Raw genomic sequence first — 20,183 nt, 5'->3', positions numbered from 1 at the left:
GACTCGGCATTATGGTGCGGGTTTCGCCGTGCGCGACCGGCTTCGGGACGCGCCACGGCGGCCAGAACGGCTCCCGGATCCCCGGCGATCCAGGATCGAGCGGAGATGCGCGTCCTATCGCGAGAGGTAGGCCGCGATGTTGCGGCGGATGCGGTCGAGCGGTGGCTCCGTCGTGTCCGGCAGGGGGAAGCGCTCGCCCGTGATGGTCTCGAAGGCGCTGACATAAGTGGCGGCGGTGCGCAGCACGACCTCGGGCGGGATCTCCGGGACGGGGTCGCGGTAGGGATCGCAGCGCGCCGCGACCCAGTTGCGCACCACGTCCTTGTCGAAGCTCTCCGGCAGGGTGCCGGCCGCTAGGCGCTCGGGGTAGCTTTGCGCGAACCAGTAGCGGCTGCTGTCGGGGGTGTGGATCTCGTCGGCGAGCACGATCCGCCCCTCGGCATCAAGGCCGAACTCGTACTTGGTGTCGGCGAGGATCAGGCCGCGCTCCGCCGCCATCGCCTGGCCGCGGGCGAACAGGGCCAGCGCCTTCTCCGACAGGGTGCGCCACTGGTCTTGCGTCAGCAGCCCCCGCTCCAGGATCTCGGCTTCGGAGAGCGGCGCGTCGTGGTCGCCGTGGCCAGCCTTGGTGGTCGGCGTGATGATCGGTTGCGGCAGCTTCTCGTGCGGGCGCATCCCGTCCGGCAGCCGGTGGCCGTACATCTCCCGCTGACCGGCCTTGTAGAGGGTCAGGATCGAGGTCCCGGTGCTGCCGGCGAGGTAGCCGCGCACCACGATCTCGACCGGCAGGATCGTGAGCCGCCGGCCGACCACCACGTTCGGGTCCGGGTAGGCGAGGACGTGGTTGTCGCAGATGTCGCGCGTCGCCTCGAACCAGTAGCGCGCGGTCTGGGTCAGGACCTGGCCCTTGAGCGGGATCGCCGCCAGCTCCCGGTCGAAGGCGCTCAGCCGATCGCTGGTGATCAGGATGCGCCGCCCGTCGGCCAGGTCGTAATTGTCCCGCACCTTGCCGCGGTAATGTCCCGGCAGCTCCGGCAGGGTCGCCTCGGGCAGGACGTAGTCGGAAAAGGGCGCGAGCTCGGCCGCCTGCATGATCATACTCCGCGTTCGCGCCCCGGGACCCGCGCGCTTGCGGCCCTGCCTATCGTCGGTTCCGGTTCCCGATCAAGCGGTGGGCGATACCTCTCCCCGCTCCGCAGCAAAACGGGTCTGTTCGACCGGCTCGACGAAGCTGAAACCCACCGCGTCACTCCGGAGCCGCGAGAGCGGAGCCCGGAATGATGCGGGGGGTTTCAATCGGGGTAGATGCTGTCGAACGCGCTCACACGTCGAGATTGGCCACGTTCAGCGCGTTCTCCTGGATGAACTCCCGGCGCGGCTCGACCACGTCGCCCATCAGCTTGACGAACAGGTCGTCGGCGTCGGTCGTGTCCTTGACCTTCACCTGGAGGAGCGAGCGCACGTCGCGGTCGAGGGTGGTCTCCCAGAGCTGCTGGGCGGTCATCTCACCGAGGCCCTTGTAGCGCTGCAACTGCAGGCCCTTGCGGCCGAGCGCCATCATGCCCTCGAACAGGGCGACCGGGCCGTGCAGCACCGTCGCGTCGCCCCGGCGCACCAGGGTGACGGGGGCGCCGTAGATCTCGCTCAGGGTCTCGGCCCGCTCGTCGAGGCGGCGCGCCTCCTGCGAGTGGATCAGGGCCTCGTCGAGCACCGCGACCTGGCGCACGCCGCGCAGCGTCCGCGACAACACGTAACCGCCGTCCTTCGCCTCGCCCTCCCAGCCGCGCTCGATCTCGTCCGCGATGGCGTTGAGGCGCCGGGCGATCTCGTCGGCCACCACCTCGGCCTCGGCCGGGTTGCCGGCCACCGAGGGGCGCAAGGCCCCGGCGATCGCCGCCTGCTCGACCACGACGCGGTCGTAGCGCGAATGCATGCCGTGCAGGACTTGGCGCACGCCGCGGGCCTCGTCGACCAGGGCCTTGAGCTGGGCGCCGCCGAACTCGGTGCCGGTGGCGAGCTTGAGCACCGCCCCGTCGACGCCGCCGTCGATCAGGTAGTCCTCGAGCGCCCGGTCGTCCTTGAGGTAGATCGCGGTCTTGCCCTTCTGGGCTTTGTAGAGCGGCGGCTGGGCGATGTAGAGGTGGCCGCGGTCGATCAGCTCCGGCATCTGGCGGAAGAAGAACGTCAGCAGCAGCGTGCGGATGTGCGAGCCGTCGACGTCCGCATCGGTCATGATGATGATGCGGTGGTAGCGCAGCTTGTCGGGGTTGAACTCCTCGCGGCCGATGCCGGTGCCGAGCGCGGTGATCAGCGTGCCGATCTCCTGGCTCGACAGCATCTTGTCGAAGCGCGCCCGCTCGACGTTGAGGATCTTGCCGCGAAGCGGCAGAACCGCCTGGAACGTCCGGTCGCGGCCCTGCTTGGCCGATCCGCCGGCCGAGTCGCCCTCGACCAGCAGGATCTCGCATTTCGATGGGTCGCGCTCCTGGCAATCGGCGAGCTTGCCGGGGAGCGAGGCGATGTCGAGCGCCCCCTTGCGGCGGGTGAGCTCGCGGGCCTTGCGGGCGGCCTCGCGGGCGGCCGCCGCCTCCGCCACCTTGCCGACGATGGTCTTGGCCTCGGCGGGGTGCTCCTCGAGCCAGTTCGACAGGCCCTCGTTGAGGACGTTCTCGACGACGGGGCGCACCTCGGACGAGACCAGCTTGTCCTTGGTCTGCGACGAGAACTTGGGGTCCGGCACCTTGACCGAGATGATCGCGGTCAGGCCCTCGCGGCAATCGTCGCCGGTGAGCGAGACCTTCTCGCGCTTGGCGATGCCGGAGGACTCGGCGTAGCCGGTGACCTGGCGGGTGAGCGCCGCCCGGAAACCCGCCATGTGGGTGCCGCCGTCGCGCTGCGGGATGTTGTTAGTGAAGGGCAGCACCGTCTCGTGGTAGCTGTCGTTCCACCACAGGGCGACCTCGACGCCGATGCCGTCGCGCTCGGCGCGCACCACCACCGGCTTGTCGACCAGCGGGGTCTTGGTCCGGTCGAGGTAGCGCACGAAGGCCTCGACGCCGCCCTCGTAGACCAGCTCCTCGCGCTTGTGCTCGGCGTGGCGGGCGTCGGTGAGCACGATGCGCACGCCGGAATTGAGGAAGGCGAGCTCGCGCAGGCGCTTCTCCAGCGTCGCGTAGTCGAACTCGACCATCGTGAACGTGTCGGTGGAGGGCAGGAACGTCACCTCGGTGCCGCGCCGGTCGCCGGCCGGGCCGACCACCGCGAGCGGCGAGACCGCGTCGCCGTGGCGGAACTCCATCGCGTGCTCCTGGCCGGCGCGCCAGATGCGCAGGCGCAGCCAGGTCGAGAGGGCGTTCACCACCGAGACGCCGACGCCGTGCAGGCCGCCCGAGACCTTGTAGGAGTTCTGGTCGAACTTACCGCCGGCGTGCAGCTGGGTCATGATGACCTCGGCCGCCGAGACGCCCTCCTCCGGGTGGATGTCGGTCGGGATGCCGCGGCCGTTGTCGGAGACCGTGCACGAGCCGTCCGGGTTGAGGGTGACGGTGACGAGCGTCGCGTGGCCGGCCAGCGCCTCGTCGATGGCGTTGTCGACGACCTCGTACACCATGTGGTGCAGGCCCGAGCCGTCGTCGGTGTCGCCGATATACATGCCCGGCCGCTTGCGCACCGCGTCGAGGCCCTTGAGGACCTTGATCGAGTCGGCGCCGTAGGTGTCGGGGGTCAGATCGCGGGCGGGTTCGGCCATGTCGTTTCCTGGTGCGGGCGGGCGCGCGTCGCGGGGTGCGCGGCCCGCGCCGGCGCCGGTTCGAGATCCGGCACCGTCTGGGTCTCTTCGTGTCTCAAGGATCCCGGGCCGTGGTGGCCACGATCCGGCATGTCCCTGATGTAAGCATTCCGCCTTGAAATTGCATCGGTTTTCGGCGCCGCAGCGGACGCTTTTCGGAGCCCGGCGGAGGTGGGCCGGGAGCCCTGTCCACCCCTGCCGGACGATAACCGAGGTTACGTTTCGCCGCACCCCGTTAAGGATCCGCCAACGGGCGCCTGTCAGCCCCTGAGCGAGCCCCGGCTCGCCTCTTCGAGCCGGGCGGAGGCCGCCGGGTCGAGGGCGAGGCGCACGCCGCCCAGCAGCTCGTCGAGCTGCGCCACCGAGGTGGCGCTGGCGATCGGCGCGGTGAGGCCGGGCCGCGCCACCAGCCAGGCGATGGCGACCTGGGCCGGGGTGGCCCCGTGCTCCCGGGCGACCGCGTCGAGGAGGTCGAGGAAGGCGAGGCCGCGCGGGTTGAGGTAGGCCGAGACCCGGGCCTCCCGGGCACGGCCGGCGGCGGCACCGGCATGGCGGTACTTGCCCGTGAGGAAGCCCGCCGCGAGGGAGAAGTAGGAGATCACCCCGAGCCCCTCCTCCCGGCACAGGGGCTCGAGCTCCGCCTCGTAATCCTCCCGGTCGGCCAGGCTGTAGCCCGGTTGCAGGCACTCGTAGCGGGGAAGGCCCTCGCGCTCGGCCACCGCCAGCGCCTCGCGCAGGCGGGCGGCGGCGTAGTTCGAGGCGCCGATCGCCCGCACCTTGCCGGCGCGGATCAGCCGGTCGTAGGCCGACAGCGTCTCCTCCAGCGGCGTCTCGGCATCGTCGGTGTGGGACTGGTAGAGGTCGATCCGGTCGGTCTGGAGCCGGCGCAGCGAGTCCTCCACCGCCCGCTCGATGTAGGACGCCTTGAGGCCCTTGCGGCCGTCCCCCATGTCCATGCCGACCTTGGTGGCGATGGTCATGCGGTCGCGGGCTCTGCTCGCCTTGAGCCAGCGCCCGATCACCGCCTCGGACTCGCCCCCCTGATGACCCGGCGCCCAGCGCGAGTAGACGTCGGCGGTATCGACGAAGGTGAAGCCGGCCTCGAGCAGGCGGTCGAGCAGCGCGAACGAGGTCGCCTCGTCGGCGGTCCAGCCGAAGACGTTGCCGCCGAAGCAGAACGGCGGGACGGAGAGGCCGGAGCGGCCGAGGGGACGCAGGTCCATGGCGACGATCCTACTGCAGAAACGGGTTCGACAGCCGCTCCTGCCCGATCGTGCCGGTCGGGCCGTGGCCGGGGATGAAGGCGACGTCGTCGCCGAGCGGCAGGAGCTTGGTCTTGATCGAGGCGATCAGGGCGGCGTGGTCGCCCCCCGGCAGGTCGGTGCGGCCGACCGAGCCCCGGAACAGCACGTCGCCGACCTGGGCGAAGCGGGCGTCCCGGCTCACTAGCACCACGCTGCCCGGGGAATGGCCGGGGCAGTGCAGCACGTCGAAGGTCAGCTCGCCCACCGTGACGGTGTCGCCCTCGGAGAGCCAGCGGTCGGGCGTGATGACCTTCGCACCGTCGATGCCGTAGGCCGCCCCGGTCTCGGGCAGGCTGTCGAGGAGCGGCTTGTCGGCGAGGTGCGGCCCCTCGACCGGCACCTTGAGGGCGTCGCGCAGGTCGGCGGCGCCGCCGGCATGGTCGATGTGGCCGTGGGTGAGCAGGATCTTCTCGACCGTGACCCCGGCCTTGGCGATCGCCGCCTGGATGCGCTCGAGGTCGCCGCCGGGATCGACCACCGCGGCCCGCTTCGTCGCCTCGCACCACAGGAGGGTGCAGTTCTGCTGGAACGGCGTCACCGGGATGATCGCGGCGCGGGGCGTGCTCGGCATGATCGGCCTTATAATGGGAGGCGGGGATGCGTCGCTCCTTGTAGACCGGATGCGGGCGGGGCGGCACCCCGGGCCTCAGCCCGTCCCCGTCAGGCCAGCCACCAGCCCTCGCCGGCGACGAACGCCCCCGGTGCCGGCGCCCCGCTCCGGTGCAGGGCGTGCACCCGCCGCCAGTCCCGGTCGCGGAAGGCGGCGGCGAGGCGGGCCGCCTCGTCGGGCCGGCGGGCGCCGGCGCAGGGCACGAAGCTCACCGGCGACAGGATGCGGGCCGGCCAGACCTCCGCCGGCTCCCCTGCGGGCCGGGCCGCCAGCAGCATCCCGCCGCCGCCGCGCTCGGCGGTCAGCGGCACCAGCAGGCGTCCGCCGGGGGCGAGGGCGTCGAGCCACACGGGCAGCGGCGCCGTGGCACCGGCCGCCACCGTCACGAGGTCGGCCGGCGGCAGCGGCGCTTCGGCGCCGGAGCGCGCGTGCACGGTCACCTGGGCGTAGCCCGCCAGGGCGGCCCGGGCCGCGGCGGCGAGGCTCGGCTCGACCTCGTAGGCGTCGACGCGGCCCGCTTGTCCCACCAGCTCGGCCAGGATGGCTGTGTAGTAGCCGCCCCCCGCCCCCACCTGCACCGCCCGCTCGCCGGGCCGCGGCCGCGCCGCCGCGAGGCAGAGGGCGTGCAGGCTCGGCTCGCCGTTGTTGAGGCCCGCCGCCGGGCGCAGGGCCACCAGCACGTCCCGGTAGAGCCCGGCGGGGTCCTCCACCGTGCCGGCCCCGTCCTCGCCGAGCACGGTCCAGGGACCGGGGCCGCAGAAGGCCTCCCGCGGCACCGTCGCGAAGGCGCGGATCAGCGCCGGATCGTCCGTCCGGGCCCGGGCGGCGATGCGGGCCGCGTAGGCGGCGCGCTGCTGCGAGAGGTCGGTCATCGCCTGGTCGGCCCTCACGTCCCGGACAGGAGGCGAACGGACCGGCGCCGGGCCGGTTCCGGGCCGGCCCGGCGCGATGGCGAGGCGGGCGGCGCCCCGGGCCGCGTCCGCCCGACGGCTTCCGTCGCGTGATCGTGCGCGGCCGGCCCCTGGTGGACGCGCCGGGGCCGCGCTACCTCTGGGTGAGAGGCGGGGGCCTCACCGGGCGGAATGCCCGGTCCGGCGGACCGGGATCACGATCCGGGGCCGGAACTGCTTGCGATCCACTCGTCCGGCGCCCTTTCGCGGACCGGACCGGATCCGTGACGACAAGACCGCCGCCAGACGGCCATCGCACGGCCCGGCCTGCCCGTCGTGGGCGCCTCCGAAACGACCGGAGGAGACGCGATGACGAGCTTGTCCACCCCCGCCCGCGGCTACGCCGCCGCCCGCCCGGCCGTGCGGCAGATCGGCTTCCAGGACCTCAAGGCCGCCCTGTCGCGGGGCTTCGACGATTTCCTGGCGATGCCGACCCACGTGCTGTTCGTGGTGCTGATCTATCCGGTCGCCGGCGTGATCATCGCGGCGGCGACCTTCGAGCAGGACCTGATCCCGATCCTCTTTCCCCTCGCCTCCGGCTTCGCGCTGATCGGGCCCTTCGCGGCGCTCGGCCTGTACGAGCTCAGCCGGCGGCGGGAATGGGGCCTGCCCGCGTCCTGGACCGACGCCTACACCCCCTTGCGCGGCCACTCGGCCAGGGCGGTCCTGGCGGTCGGCGTGGTGCTGGCGCTGATCTTCCTCGCCTGGCTCTGCGCCGCCATGGGGCTGTACTGGGCGCTCTACGGCGGGATCGCGGACCCTTCGCTCCTCGCCTTCCTGGACGACGTGCTGACCACGCCCCGGGGCTGGATGCTGATCCTCACCGGCAACCTCGTGGGCGCGGCGTTCTCGCTGCTGGCGCTGGCGGTGAGCGCGGTCTCGATCCCGCTCATCATCGACCAGGACACCGATGCGGGCACCGCGATCGAGACCTCGCTGGCGCTGATGCGGGAGAACCCCGTCACGATGCTCGCCTGGGGCGCCATCGTGGCGGGACTGCTCGTCATCGGCATGCTGTCGCTGTTCGTCGGGCTCGCGGTGGTGATGCCGGTGCTCGGCCACGCCACCTGGCACCTCTACCGCCGGTCGGTGGCGCCCTGACGCCCGCCCGGTCGCGCGGCGGTCACTCGGTGAGCGCCGCGTAGGTCAGCACCCGCAGCTCGCGCCGGATCGGCCAGGTCGAGGACGGCATGAGCTGCGTCAGCAGGATCACGAACAGGTCCTCGGCGGGGTCGATCCAGAACGCCGTCGAGGCGGCCCCGCCCCAGGCGACCTCGCCCGGGGTGCCGAGGATCTGCGCCTTCGCCGGATCGAGCATCACCGAGAAGCCGAGGCCGAAGCCGATGCCGCTGTAGCTCGATTCCGAGAACCGCGGCTGGCCCATGTCGGCGAGGTCGCCGCGCAGGTGGTTGGCGGTCATCAGCGCCACGGTCTTGCGGCCCAGCAGCCTCACGCCGTCGAGCGCCCCGCCGCCGAGGATGAAGCGGCAGAACCGGGCGTAGTCGGACGCCGTCGAGACGAGGCCGCCGCCGCCGGAGGGCGCGGTGCGGGGCCGCGCGTAGCGGCCCTCTCGGGCGTCGTCGATCAGGGTCAGCCGGCCGCCCTCGCCCAGCGCGTAGTTCGAGGCGAACCGTGAGAGCTTCTCAGGCGGCACGTGGAAGTCGGTGTCGACCATGCCGAGCGGCCGGATGATCCGCTCGCGCAGGAAGTCGTCGAAGGGCATCCCTGAGATCACCGCCACGAGGTGGCCCAGCACGTCGGTGGCGATGCTGTAGTTCCACTCCGCCCCGGGCTGGGCGAGCAGCGGCTGGCGCGCGGCCCTCGCCACGATCTCGGCGAGCGTGGTCTCGGCGGTCTGGAAGTCGACGCCCTCCTCCCGGTACATCCGGTCGACGAGCGTCGCGTCCATGAAGCCGTAGGTCAGGCCCGAGGTGTGGGTGAGGAGATCACGAAAGGTGATGTCGCGCTCCGCCGGCACCGTCTCGGGACGCAGCCGGCTGCCGCCGACGAGCACCCGCATGTCCCGGAACTCCGGCAGGAAGCGGGTGATGGGATCGTCGAGCTGAAACAGGCCTTCCTCGTACAGCATCAGGATCGCCGTCGAGGTGAGCGGCTTCGTCATCGAGTAGATGCGCACGATGGTGTCGTCCTCCATCGGCAGGCCGCGGGCGAGGTCGCGCAGGCCCTCCGAGCGGGAGAAGACCACCTGGCCGCGCCGGGCCACGGTCACCGACAGGCCCGGCAGCTTGCCGGCCGCGACGTAGCCCCGCATCCACGGGACGATCCGTTCCAGCCGCTCCGACGAGAGGCCGACCGCCTCCGGGGTTCCGATCTCAGCCTGCACGCCGTGACTCCTGGTCGCCAGTGGAGGCGCGAAGAGGAGAGCCGGCGCGCGCGCCCGTCAAGCCGCCCGTTGACCGCACCCGGGAGCCGGTGCGATGCGGGAGCGTAACGAGACCGCGAACGACGCCCCGGGAGCAACGCCGCCGATGTCCCTGCCCGACAGCCTCAGCCACGCCCTCGCCCTGCCGGTGATCGCCTCGCCGATGTTCATCGTCTCGGGGCCGGACCTCGTGATCGCGCAGTGCGTCAACGGCGTCGTCGGCTCGTTCCCGGCCCTCAACGCCCGGCCGAAGGAGGCCCTCGACGCCTGGCTGACGCAGATCACCGGGGCGCTCGAGCAAGCCAAGGCGGCCGAGCCCGACCGGATCGTCGCGCCCTACGCCGTCAACCAGATCGTCCACGCCTCGAACGACCGGCTCGAGCACGACATGATGGTCTGCGCCAAGCACAAGGTGCCGATCATCATCACGTCGCTCAGGGCCCCCGATGCGGTGGTCTCGGCGGCGCATGGCTGGGGCGGCCTCGTCTTCCACGACGTCACCACGGTGCGCCACGCCGAGAAGGCGCTGGAGGCCGGCGTCGACGGGCTGATCCTGGTCTGCGCCGGGGCCGGGGGGCACGCCGGCACGCTCTCGCCCTTCGCCCTGGTGAGCGAGATGCGGCGCTTCTACGACGGGCCGCTGATCCTGTCGGGCGCGATCACCACCGGCGCCTCGATCCTCGCCGCCCAGGCGATGGGCGCCGACCTCGCCTACATGGGCACCCGCTTCATCGCCACGCAGGAGGCCAACGCCGCCCCGGCCTACAAGGAGATGATCGTCGGCACGACGGCCGCGGACGTGATGTACACGCCCTACTTCACCGGCGTGCCCGGCAACTACCTGCGCCCGAGCGTGACCGCCGCCGGCCTCGACCCCAATGCGCTCCCGGAGGTCGACAAGACCAAGATGAACTTCGGCTCGGGCACCACCAAGGCCTGGCGCGACATCTGGGGCGCCGGCCAGGGCGTCGGCACCATCGACGACGCGCCCGCGACCGCCGTGGTGATCGACCGGCTGAAGGCGGAATACGCGGCGGCGCGGGCGCGGCTATCGTAAGGTGGATCGAGGGCTGGCGCGACGCTTCGCGCCAGCCTCGCCTTTCCGGGCCCGGAACGGGCCTGCACGACTGCGGCGTCAGCGGAAGGAGACCCGGGAAAGGGTTGGGGTCGTTCTGGGAGCGTCGCTCCACCCGACGAACCCATCCATTCCGCCGCACACCCCACCCCCGCGCCCGGCGCTTGCCGGCTCGGCACGGCCCTCGCATCCTGGAGCGCGCATCTCCCTCGACGCGAGCGCAAGGCCCCGCCATGACCACCAACCTCTCCGTGAACGGCAACCGGCTCTGGGACACCCTGATGGTGTCGGCGGGCATCGGCACCGGGCCCCGGGGCGGCCTGCGGCGCCTGACCCTGACCGAGCCCGACCGGGTGATGCGCGACCAGCTCAGAGCCTGGGCGGCGGAGGGCGGCTATCCGCTCACCGTCGACGGGCTCGGCAACATGGTTCTGCGGCGCGAGGGCACCGAGCCCGGCCTGCCGCCGGTGGTGATCGGCAGCCACCTCGACACCCAGTGGGCCGGCGGGCGCTTCGACGGCATCCTCGGCGTGCTCGCCGGGCTCGAGGTCCTGCGCACCCTCGACGATCTCGGAATCGCCACGCGGCGCAGCATCGAGGTGGTGAACTGGACCAACGAGGAGGGCGCGCGGTTCTCGCCGCCGATGCTGTGCTCGCTCGCCTGGTCCGGCCAGGCGACGCCGGACTGGGTCGAGAACCGGCGCGACCGCGACGGGGTGCGCTTCGGCGACGCCCTCGACGGCATCGGCTATCGCGGGTCCGAGCCGGTCGGCGGCCGGACGATCGACGCCTATTTCGAACTGCACATCGAGCAGGGCCCGGCCCTCGACCGGGCCGGCGTGCCGGTCGGCATCGTCACCGGCGGCTATCCGAGCTGCGGCATGCGCATCGCCGTCGAGGGCGCCACCGCCCATACCGGCCCGACCCCGATGGCCGAGCGCCACAATGCGCTGGTCGGCGCCGCCATGGTGGCGGTGGCGGTCAACGACATCGGCTGGGCGCATGCCGACACCGACGCCAAGGCCACCGCCGCCCGGCTCGACCTGGTGCCGAACCTTCCCGGCACGCTCTCGGAATACGCCGAGCTCTTCATCGACATGCGGGCGCCCAAGCTCGAGACCCTCGAGACCATGAAGGCGTCCCTGCGCGCCGCCCTGCCCGACTGCGCCACCCGCTCGCTCACCGAGATCAAGATCGCCGAGGAGTGGGGATTCGGGGTCTTCTCCTTCGATGACGGGCTGATCGGCCTCCTGCGGGAGACGGCGGAGCGCCTCGCGATCCCGACCATGGACCTGCGCTCCCAGGCCGGCCACGACGCCTACCACGTCGCCCGCGTCGCCCCGGCCTGCATGATCTTCACCCCCTGCCGAGACGGCATCACCCACAACGAGGCCGAGGACATCGCCCTGGAGCCGACCCTGCCGGGCGTGAACCTGCTGCTCCATGCCGCCCTGGCGCGGGCCAACCGGTAGCGCGGCCGGGCGGCGTCAAGTCCGCCCGAATCCGCTTGCGCGACTTTGCGCATCGATGTACTTTGCATCAGAAAGTTGATGCGAGACCCCCGATGCGCGACCTCGACAGGGCCGATCTCGACCGGGTGCTGGCCGACATCGTGGCGATCCGCAGCCAGGTTGCCGCCGGCACCGCCTTCCAGGGCTACGGCCCCTCCGCGCTCGCGGTCACCGGCGCCCTGGCGCTCGCGACCGCGATCCTGCAGGCGCTCCTCCTCGACGATCCGACCGCCCAGCCCCTCGCCTTCCTGTTCGGCTGGATCGCCACGGCGGTGGTCGCCGTGGCGTTGGTCGGGGCCGAGATGCTGGCGCGCAGCCGCCGGCACCATTCGGGCCTCGCCGACGCGATGATCCTCAACGCCGTCGAGGCCTTCCTGCCGGCGGGCGCCGCCGGGGCGCTGCTCCTCCTGGTGCTGGCGCGCCTCGCCCCGGAGGCCTTATGGCTGCTGCCGGGCCTGTGGCAGATCCTGGTCGGCCTCGGACTGTTCGCCTCCCTGCGGGCCCTGCCGCGGCCGGTCGCCTGGGGGGCGGCCTGGTACGTCGTGGCCGGCCTCGGCGCCATCGCGGTCGCCGCCGACGGGCACGCCCTCTCGCCCTGGACCATGGGCTTGCCCTTCGCGGGCGGCCAGGCCCTGCTGGCCATCATCCTCCACCTCGCCCCCGGAGGTGACGTCGATGCGTGACCCCGCACCGTTCGCCTATGACGGGCTCGACCGGGTGATGCACGAGCGGGCGCGGCTCAGCCTGCTCACCGCGCTCGCCTCCCACCCGAAGCCCCTGGCCTTTTCCGACCTCAAGCAGCTCTGCGGCCTGACCGACGGGAACCTCAGCCGCCACCTCGGGGTGCTGGAGGAGGCCGGGCTGGTGGAGATCCGCAAGGGCTACGAGGGGCGGCGCCCGCTGACCACCTGCCGCCTCACGCCCGCCGGGCGGCAGCGCTTCGTCGACTACCTCGCGGTGCTGGAGCGCGTGGTCCGCGACGCCGCCGAGGCCGCCCGCCAAGGTCAAGGCGACGGTCAAGGTCAGGACAACCGCGACCCCGACCCCCTCCCCGCGTGATCTCCCTCTTTTATTTGACCGGAGACTTTGCAATGCAAAGCGCTTCTATCCAGCAAGACAAGCTCCAGGAAGCCCGGCTCCAGGAAGCGAGGCTCCATGTCGGCCTCATCATGGACGGCAACGGCCGCTGGGCTGAGACGCGCGGCCTGCCCCGGAGCGTCGGGCACGAGGCCGGCGTCGCGACGGTGCGGCGGGTGGCGCAGGCCGCGCCGGGCCAGGGCATCGGCACGCTGACGCTCTACGCCTTCTCCTCCGACAACTGGCGCCGTCCGCCGGCCGAGGTCGCCGGGCTGATGGCCCTGCTGCGCCTCTACCTGACGCGCGAGGTCGAGCGGTTGCGCCGCGACGGCGTGCGCCTCACCGCGATCGGCCGGCGCGACCGTCTGCCGGCGGGCTTGGCCCAAGCGATCGCCGCCGCCGAGGCCGCGACCCGGGACGGTCCCCGCTTGCACCTGCGCATCGCCCTCGACTACTCGGCCCGCGACGCGATCCTGGCCGCCGCCCGCGCCGCGGACCCCGCTGTCACCCGCGAGGACTTCGCCCGCCTCGTCACCGGCGACGGCGCCCCGGAGGTCGACCTGGTGATCCGCACCAGCGGCGAGCAGCGCCTCTCCGACTTCCTGCTCTGGGAGAGCGCCTACGCCGAGCTGCACTTCACTCCCTGCACCTGGCCGGATTTCGGCGAGGCGGAGCTCGCCGCCGCGATGGCCGCCTTCCGCTCGCGCCAGCGCCGCTTCGGCGGGCTGCCGGCGGCGGCGTGAGCCCCGCCATGCGCGTCCTCCTCGTCAACGTGCCGCATCCGGCGATCGGCAGCCGCATCCCGGACGATCACCTGCCGCCGCTGGGCCTCCTCGCCGTCGGCGGTCCCCTCCTCGACGACGGCCATGCGGTGCGGCTGATCGACGGCGAGTTCGGCCCGATGCCGCTCCCCGACCTCATCCGCGCGGCGGTCGCCTGGGCGCCGGACGCGGTGCTGTTCGGCCATTCCGGCTCGACCTCCGGCCATCCGGTGATCGCCGCCGTGGCCCGCGCCGTTGCGGCCCGCCTGCCTGCTGCGGCGATCGTCTACGGCGGCGTCTACCCGACCTATCACTGGCGCGAGATCCTGGCCGAGGAGCCGCACCTCACCGCGATCGTGCGCGGCGAGGGCGAGGAGACCGCCAGGCGCCTCGTGGCGGCGCTGGCCGCCGGCGCGCCCCTCGACGCGGTGCCCGGCCTGGCGATCCGGCGCGGGGGCGAGCCCTTCGCCACGCCTCCCGCGCCGACGATTCAGGATCTCGACGCCTACCGGGTCGGCTGGGAGCTGATCGACCACGCCCGCTACTCCTACTGGGGCGGGTTGCGGGCAGTGGTGGTGCAGTTCTCCCGCGGCTGCCCGCACCCGTGCAGCTATTGCGGCCAGCGCGGCTTCTGGACCCGCTGGCGCCACAGCAACCCTATCCTCTTCGCCCGCGAGCTCGCCCGCCTGCACCGGGAGCACGGCGTCCGGGTCGTCAACTTCGCCGACGAGAACCCGACCGCCTCGCCCAAGGCCTGGCGCGCCTTCCTGGAGGCTCTGGTCGCCGAGGAGGTCGACCTGATCCTGGTCGGCTCGACCCGGGCCGACGACATCGTGCGCGACGCCGACCTCCTGCCGCTCTACCGGAAGGCCGGCTGGCAGCGCTTCCTCCTCGGGCTCGAGAGCACCGACGCCGCGACGCTGGCGCTCATCCGCAAGGGTGGGGCCACCGCGACGGACCGGGAGGCGATCCGCCTGCTGCGCCGGCACGGTATCCTGTCGATGGCGACCTGGGTGGTGGGGTTCGAGGAGGAGACGGATGCCGACCACTGGCGCGGCCTGCGCCAGCTCCTGTCGTACGATCCCGACCAGATCCAGATGCTCTACGTCACGCCGCACCGCTGGACGCCCTACTTCCGCCTCGCCGCCGGGCGCCGGGTGATCCAGACCGACCGGCGGCGCTGGGACTACAAGCACCAGGTGCTGGCGACCCGCCACCTGCCGCCCTGGCGGGTCCTCGCCTGGGTCAAGCTCGCCGAGGTGGTGCTCCAGGCCCGGCCGCGGGCGCTCGCCCGCACCCTCTTCCACCCCGATCCCGCCCTGCGCCACGCCATGCGCTGGTACGCCCGCATGGGCCGGCGGGTCTGGTTCCACGAGATCCGCAGCTTCCTCTTCCGCGACCGCCGGGTGGCGGACGGGCCGACCGTGGCGGCGTTCTGGGGCGCGCCCCAGGACGGCGAGGAGGAGGCGATGCGCCCGGCCCGCCGGGCCGGCGGGCGCGGCGCCTGACATCCGTGCGTCGCGGGAGAGCGGGCCCCCGCGACGCGCCCGCCTCGGACAGCGCTCAGTACCCCTGCGCGCTCCCGGTGTTCCGCCGCGGGTCGTTGGCGCCGTAGTAGCGGAAGGACCCCACCGGCTTGCCGCCGAGGGTCGGTGCGCCGATCAGGATCGCCGAGAGGTGGTTCGCCGGCTGGGGCGGTCCGAACCTGTGGCCCATGCCTTCCAGAATCTTGCGGGTGTCCGGCGAGAGGGCGAAGCGCTCGACGTTGGTCACGTCGGGCATCCACTGGTGGTGGATGCGCGGCGCATCCGCGGCTTCCTGCACGTTCATCCCGTAATCGACCACGTTGAGGATGCTGTGCAGGACGACCGTGATGATCCGGCTGCCGCCGGGCGTTCCGGTGACGAAGACCGGCTTGCCGTCCTTGGTGACGATGGTTGGGCTCATCGAGCTCAAGGGCGTCTTGCCGGGCGCGATGGCGTTCGCCTCGCCCTGGAGCAGGCCGTAGATGTTCGGGACGCCGACCTTCGCGGTGAAGTCGTCCATCTCGTTGTTCAGGAGGACGCCGGTCCCCTCCGCGACGATCCGCGTGCCGAACCAGTCGTTGAGGGTGTAGGTCACCGAGACGGCGTTGCCCTGGCTGTCGACGATCGAGTAGTGGGTCGTGTTGCTGCCCTCGTGCGGCGGAACGCCCGGCTTGAGGGCGGCGGAGTCGCCGGCCTTCTGCGGGTCGATCGACGCCCGGATCTTCGCCGCGTAGGCCTTGTCGGTCAGCCGCTCGACCGGGTTCTTCACGAAATCGGGATCGCCCAGGTAACTGTTGCGGTCGATATAGGCGTGGCGCATGGCCTCGATCTCGTAGTGGATCGCCTGCGCCGAGCCCCAGCCCAGCCCCGCCAGGTCGTAGCCTTCGAGGATGTTCAGCATCTCGCAGATCACCACCCCGCCCGAGCTGGGCGGCGGGGCCGAGATCACCCGGTAGCCGCGGTAGTCGCACTCGATCGGGGGCAGCTCCCGCGTGGTGTAGCGGTCGAGGTCGGCCTGGACGATGAGGCCTCCCTGCGCGCGGCTCGCCGCCGTCAGGGCGTCGCCGACCGCCCCCTTGTAGAATCCGTCCCGCCCCCGCGCGCTGATCGCCCGCAGCGTCCCGGCGAGATCCTTCTGGACGAGCCTCTCGCCCACCGCGTAGGGCCGTCCCTGGTCGAGGAAGATCCTGGCGGACGCGGGATCCCTGCCGAAATCCTCCGCGGCGAGGCTGAGCATGTCCACGTCGCCCTGGTCGAGGGTGAAGCCCTCCTCGGCGAGCGCGACGGAAGGCGCCATCACCGTGGCGCGGGGGAGCGTCCCGTACTTGGCGAGCGCGTAGTCCAGCCCGGCCACGGTGCCGGGCACGCCGACCGCCAGGAAGCCCTTCGTGCTCAAGCCCTTGACGACGTTTCCGTCCTTGCCGAGGAACATGTCCCGCGTGGCGGCGAGGGGCGCCTTCTCGCGGAAGTCCAGGAACGTCCGGCTGCCGTCCGCCCGCTGGATGGTCATAAATCCGCCGCCGCCCAGGTTGCCGGCGGCCGGATAGACCACCGCGAGGGCGTAGCCGACCGCGACCGCGGCATCGACGGCGTTGCCGCCCTGCTTCAGCACGTCGACGCCGACCTTCGTCGCGTAGTGCTGCGCCGTGGCGACCATGCCGTGCTCGGCGGCGACCGGCGCCCGCGAGGCCGCGACCGCGGCTTCTCGCGGGACGGTCGAGACGAGAAGCGCCGTGACGAGACTGATGGTGACCGAGACGATCCTAGCGCGCATTGCCATCATGCCTTTCGTGGTTCGAGACGGCCGTGGCGTCTGCGGGCCCCGCATCGTGCCGGTCTCGCAGCGCCCCTCCCCTGGACCGCGCCCCGTCCGCCGGACCTTGTTTCAGGGCCGGACGGGCGACGGGGCGCTCATAACGACTTGCCTTCCTGCCGGGAAGCGCGATCGATCGTCGGGCGGACATCGACGCATGGCAGCAACGAGCCTCGTCTGGACGCCGGACGGGCCGGATCGCTTCGGGCGGCGATGGCGCTTCCGAGCGACCCGCTGTCAGGGGGCCGGTCCGACCGGCGAAAATGACGGGACTTGGCAGACCGGCATCCACTTCGGCGCACCGCGCCCTAGCTGCGCAGGGCAGATGCACAGGGAGGCCTCCACCATGTCGATGACCCGCCGCACCCTCATGGCCGGAGGCGTCCTCGCCGGCCCCGCCCTGACGAGCGCGCCGGGCCTCGCCGGTGGCGGCGCTCCGGCCGCCGACCTGCCGGGGGTCTACCGCTACGCCCTGGGCGAGGCGTCGGTCACGGCCCTGCACGAGGGCGGGGTGCGGCGTCCCCTCGATGCCGGCTTCGTGCGCAACGCAGCCCTCCCCGAGGTGCAGGCGGCCCTGGCGCAGGCCTTCCTGCCGACCGACGCCCTGCCGATCACCTTCACGCCGCTCCTCCTCACCCTCGGGGGCAAGCGGGTGCTGGTCGATGCGGGCTTCGCCGACAACGGCCCGCCCGGCACCGGGGGCACCTTGCGCGGTCTGGCGCTCGCCGGGATCGATCCGGGCTCGGTCGACGCGGTGGTGATCAGCCACTTCCACCCCGACCACATCCTCGGCCTCAAGCGCAAGGACGGTACCCCGACCTACCCGAACGCCGTGGTCGCGGTGCCGGAGCCCGAGTGGCGCTTCTGGATGGATGACGGCCGGATGGCCAATCCGCCGGAGGCCCTGAAGGCCACGCTCGGGGCCGTGCAGAAGACCTTCGGCAGCGGCCTCAAGGTCGAGCGCTACGCCTGGGACAAGGAGGTGCTTCCGGGCCTCACGGCGCTCGGCACGCCGGGCCACACCCCGGGCCACACCTCGTTCCGGCTCGATTCCGGCGGGCGCCGGCTCCTGATCGCCTCCGACATCACCAACCATCCGGCCCTGTTCGTGCGCCATCCCGACTGGTCGGCCCTGTTCGACATGGACGCCGACCAGGCCCGCGCCACCCGCCACCGGGTGCTCGCGATGGCGGCCGACGAGCGGCTGCCGGTGGCCTTCTACCACGCCCCGTTCCCGGCCGCCGGCCACATCGCCCGGGCCGGCGGGACTTACGAGTTCGTGCCGCTGCAATGGGGCCTGGGCCCGGCCTGAGCGCCGCGCCCGGCATGGCCGGCGCCCCGCGCCGCCTCGACCTCGACCGCGTCAACACGCTGGTGCAGACCCTGGCGATCCTGGGTGCCGGGGCCTGGGGCGTCTACACCTTCGTGTACGAGGCGCGCATCAAGCCGGGGCTGGCGCCGCCGGTGGTGTCGGTCACGACCGGCCTTGCCAAGGCCGGCGAGCGCGACGGGCACGTCGCGATCCGGTCGACCGTGACCCGCCGCAACGTCGGCGAGACCGGCGTGCGGGTCCTCGGCCTCGTCTACAACGTCAGCGGCATCCGGGTCCGGTTCGGGGCGGATGCCGCGTCGTCGGGCGAGGCGGCCGGTGCCTACGCCCTCGACGAGCCCGGCACCGTGATCCTGCGCCAGGGCAAGCTCTTCGCCGGCGCGACGGACGGGGGCGAGCCCTCGGACCTCAACCCCGGCGAGGCGGTCTCGCGGGACTCGATCGTCTACGCCGACGCCAAGGCCTACGACTTCGTCCGGTTCGAGGTCAGCCTCGTCTACACCAAGGCGGACGACCCGCCGGTGCGGCTGCGCCTGGAGCGCGAGGCCTCGGGACGGCTCGCGCTCCGGCCGCAGGGCGAGTGCCGGGCCAAGCCCTGCGGCCGGCTCCACACCACGGACTTCGCCACGGAGTTCTCGCTCTGGTGAGGCGGGCTCAGGCCGGATTCGTCCCACCCGTCTCGGCGACGAGCCAGGCCAGGGTCGCCGGGTCGGCCCCCGCCGGCAGGGTCAGGATCACCGGCGTCTCGTAGGGGTGCCGGGCCTTCAGTGCCGCCACGAGCGGCTCGGCCAGGGCCTCGCGGGACTTGATCAGGGCGACGACCTCCTCGCCCCGCTCCACCGCGCCCTTCCAGGCATAGACCGAGCGCATCCCCGGCAGGACGTTGAGGCACGCGGCGAGGCGCTCGCGCACCAGGGCTTCGCCGACCGCGAGCGCCGCCTCGGCATCCGGGAAGGTGGTGTAGACGAGAAGTGGACGCTCCATGCTATGCCTCCTGCGACGCGGCCGGCGACGGCCCGGCGGCCGTTCGCTCCCCGGGCATGCTCGGGGCGCGGCCCCGGGTACGCAAGCGCGGCAGGACCTCTCCTGAGCAGCCTCGCGTTGGCAGGCCAACGCTTCGTCCGCTCAGATCCTTGTTTTGTCGCAGGTTTTTATCGCAAAACCGGCAACCACTTTTGCGAAACCTGCTCAGGCGGTCGGGACACCCCACATGGCGCGGCGCTTCAACCAGATCGCCTTCATCGCGAGCCCGACGCCCGACGCCCGCGAGGCGGCCGAGCTCCTGATGCAGCGCTACGACCACGTGCCGCCCGAGGAGGCCGACGTGGTGGTGGGCCTGGGCGGCGACGGCCTGATGCTCCAGGCCCTGCACCGCTTCATGGGCACGGGCAAGCCGATCTACGGCATGAACCGCGGCACCGTCGGCTTCCTGATGAACGAGTTCCACCTCGACGATCTGATCGAGCGGCTCGAGGTCGCCCAGCGCAGCATCGTCCATCCGCTCCTGATGATCGCCACCGACGTCGTCGGCCTCACCCACACGGCGCGGGCGGTCAACGAGGTCTACATGCTGCGCCAGACCCACCAGACCGCCAAGCTGAAGATCTCGATCGACGGCCAGGTGCGCCTGCCCGAGCTGATCGCCGACGGGGTGCTGGCCGCGACCCCGGTCGGCTCCACCGCCTACAACCTTTCGGTCGGCGGGCCGATCCTGCCGGTCTCGTCGCAGCTCATCGCCCTGACCCCGATCTCGGCCTTCCGGCCCCGGCGCCAGGGCAGCGTGCTCCTGCCCAACCACGTCCGCATCCGCATCGAGGTGAAGGACCCCGAGTACCGCCCGGTCGCGGCGGTGGCCGACCACACCGAGTTCCGCCGCGTCGCCCGGGTCGAGACCCAGCTCGACCGCTCGACCGACCTCGTGATGCTGCACGATCCCGGCCAGGGCATGGAGGAGCGCATCCTGCGCGAGCAGTTCGGGTAAGGCAGCTGACGCGCGCACCCTGGAAGCCGGCGGGCCGCCGCATAGATCCGTTGCCGGGGCCGCCCGCGCCCCGCC

At 72.3% G+C, this 20,183-nt stretch carries 18 protein-coding genes; 10 read left to right on the top strand and 8 right to left on the bottom strand.

What is annotated here, in order from left to right:
- Window positions 1-114: 114 nt before the first annotated feature.
- The 5 genes from VQ02_RS21240 to VQ02_RS21220 all read right to left on the bottom strand — a co-directional run bounded on the left by VQ02_RS21240 (window position 115) and on the right by VQ02_RS21220 (window position 6,573).
- Window positions 115-1,092 carry a phosphoribosylaminoimidazolesuccinocarboxamide synthase gene (locus VQ02_RS21240; RefSeq protein ID WP_048446226.1) on the bottom strand — a complete coding sequence of 326 codons (978 nt, stop codon included), beginning with the start codon at window positions 1,090-1,092 and terminating at the stop codon, window positions 115-117.
- A 229-nt stretch (window positions 1,093-1,321) separates the two neighbouring features.
- Window positions 1,322-3,748 carry a DNA topoisomerase (ATP-hydrolyzing) subunit B gene (gyrB, locus tag VQ02_RS21235; RefSeq protein ID WP_048446214.1) on the bottom strand — a complete coding sequence of 809 codons (2,427 nt, stop codon included), beginning with the start codon at window positions 3,746-3,748 and terminating at the stop codon, window positions 1,322-1,324.
- A 299-nt stretch (window positions 3,749-4,047) separates the two neighbouring features.
- Window positions 4,048-5,010, bottom strand: coding sequence for an aldo/keto reductase (locus tag VQ02_RS21230; RefSeq protein WP_048446213.1), 963 nt, complete (start codon window positions 5,008-5,010; stop codon window positions 4,048-4,050).
- 10 nt (window positions 5,011-5,020) lie between these two features.
- The gene (locus tag VQ02_RS21225) at window positions 5,021-5,662 is read right to left on the bottom strand and encodes an MBL fold metallo-hydrolase (RefSeq protein WP_048446212.1); all 642 of its coding nucleotides are present in this window, start codon (window positions 5,660-5,662) and stop codon (window positions 5,021-5,023) included.
- An 89-nt stretch (window positions 5,663-5,751) separates the two neighbouring features.
- A complete protein-coding gene (locus VQ02_RS21220; RefSeq protein WP_048446211.1) occupies window positions 5,752-6,573 on the bottom strand; it encodes a protein-L-isoaspartate O-methyltransferase family protein in 822 nt (273 codons plus the stop codon).
- A gap of 387 nt (window positions 6,574-6,960) precedes the next feature.
- Between VQ02_RS21220 and VQ02_RS21215 the strand changes: the two genes are divergently transcribed.
- Complete coding sequence (locus VQ02_RS21215; RefSeq protein WP_048446210.1) at window positions 6,961-7,752, top strand: DUF2189 domain-containing protein; 792 nt, start codon at window positions 6,961-6,963, stop codon at window positions 7,750-7,752.
- 22 nt (window positions 7,753-7,774) lie between these two features.
- On the opposite strand, the gene VQ02_RS21210 is transcribed toward VQ02_RS21215, so the two are convergent.
- A complete protein-coding gene (locus VQ02_RS21210) occupies window positions 7,775-8,995 on the bottom strand; it encodes a serine hydrolase domain-containing protein (RefSeq protein ID WP_048446209.1) in 1,221 nt (406 codons plus the stop codon).
- A gap of 145 nt (window positions 8,996-9,140) precedes the next feature.
- On the opposite strand from VQ02_RS21210, the gene VQ02_RS21205 reads away from it, so the two are divergent.
- From VQ02_RS21205 to bchE, 6 genes are all read left to right on the top strand, one after another.
- Window positions 9,141-10,091: an NAD(P)H-dependent flavin oxidoreductase gene (locus tag VQ02_RS21205; RefSeq protein ID WP_048446208.1), complete on the top strand. Its 951-nt coding sequence runs from the start codon at window positions 9,141-9,143 to the stop codon at window positions 10,089-10,091.
- A 251-nt stretch (window positions 10,092-10,342) separates the two neighbouring features.
- On the top strand, window positions 10,343-11,581 hold the full coding sequence (locus VQ02_RS21200; RefSeq protein WP_048446207.1) for a Zn-dependent hydrolase: 1,239 nt from the start codon (window positions 10,343-10,345) through the stop codon (window positions 11,579-11,581).
- 92 nt (window positions 11,582-11,673) lie between these two features.
- Window positions 11,674-12,303 carry a hypothetical protein gene (locus VQ02_RS21195; RefSeq protein ID WP_048446206.1) on the top strand — a complete coding sequence of 210 codons (630 nt, stop codon included), beginning with the start codon at window positions 11,674-11,676 and terminating at the stop codon, window positions 12,301-12,303.
- Window positions 12,296-12,679 (top strand): winged helix-turn-helix domain-containing protein, encoded by a 384-nt coding sequence (locus tag VQ02_RS21190; protein ID WP_048446205.1) that lies wholly within the window; start codon window positions 12,296-12,298, stop codon window positions 12,677-12,679. Before VQ02_RS21195 ends, VQ02_RS21190 begins: the two co-directional genes overlap by 8 nt.
- A gap of 32 nt (window positions 12,680-12,711) precedes the next feature.
- On the top strand, window positions 12,712-13,440 hold the full coding sequence (locus tag VQ02_RS21185; RefSeq protein WP_048446204.1) for a di-trans,poly-cis-decaprenylcistransferase: 729 nt from the start codon (window positions 12,712-12,714) through the stop codon (window positions 13,438-13,440).
- A gap of 8 nt (window positions 13,441-13,448) precedes the next feature.
- Window positions 13,449-14,966, top strand: coding sequence for a magnesium-protoporphyrin IX monomethyl ester anaerobic oxidative cyclase (bchE, locus tag VQ02_RS21180; RefSeq protein WP_048446203.1), 1,518 nt, complete (start codon window positions 13,449-13,451; stop codon window positions 14,964-14,966).
- 55 nt (window positions 14,967-15,021) lie between these two features.
- On the opposite strand, the gene ggt is transcribed toward bchE, so the two are convergent.
- On the bottom strand, window positions 15,022-16,767 hold the full coding sequence (gene ggt / locus VQ02_RS21175; RefSeq protein WP_209437048.1) for a gamma-glutamyltransferase: 1,746 nt from the start codon (window positions 16,765-16,767) through the stop codon (window positions 15,022-15,024).
- 376 nt (window positions 16,768-17,143) lie between these two features.
- Here ggt and VQ02_RS21170 point away from each other — a divergent pair, with 376 nt between their 5' ends.
- Together VQ02_RS21170 and VQ02_RS21165 are read left to right on the top strand one after the other, a co-directional pair.
- Complete coding sequence (locus VQ02_RS21170; protein WP_048446201.1) at window positions 17,144-18,109, top strand: MBL fold metallo-hydrolase; 966 nt, start codon at window positions 17,144-17,146, stop codon at window positions 18,107-18,109.
- Window positions 18,088-18,774, top strand: coding sequence for a hypothetical protein (locus VQ02_RS21165; RefSeq protein WP_048446200.1), 687 nt, complete (start codon window positions 18,088-18,090; stop codon window positions 18,772-18,774). Before VQ02_RS21170 ends, VQ02_RS21165 begins: the two co-directional genes overlap by 22 nt.
- Window positions 18,775-18,781: 7 nt before the next feature.
- Here VQ02_RS21165 and cutA read toward each other — a convergent pair whose 3' ends face one another.
- Window positions 18,782-19,111, bottom strand: coding sequence for a divalent-cation tolerance protein CutA (gene cutA / locus VQ02_RS21160; RefSeq protein WP_048446199.1), 330 nt, complete (start codon window positions 19,109-19,111; stop codon window positions 18,782-18,784).
- A 226-nt stretch (window positions 19,112-19,337) separates the two neighbouring features.
- Here cutA and VQ02_RS21155 point away from each other — a divergent pair, with 226 nt between their 5' ends.
- On the top strand, window positions 19,338-20,108 hold the full coding sequence (locus VQ02_RS21155; RefSeq protein ID WP_048446198.1) for an NAD kinase: 771 nt from the start codon (window positions 19,338-19,340) through the stop codon (window positions 20,106-20,108).
- The last annotated feature ends 75 nt before the right edge of the window (window positions 20,109-20,183 follow it).

This window comes from Methylobacterium variabile (assembly GCF_001043975.1).
In the GTDB taxonomy this organism is placed as follows: domain Bacteria; phylum Pseudomonadota; class Alphaproteobacteria; order Rhizobiales; family Beijerinckiaceae; genus Methylobacterium; species Methylobacterium variabile.
This window is presented reverse-complemented; position numbering and strand designations above follow the sequence as displayed.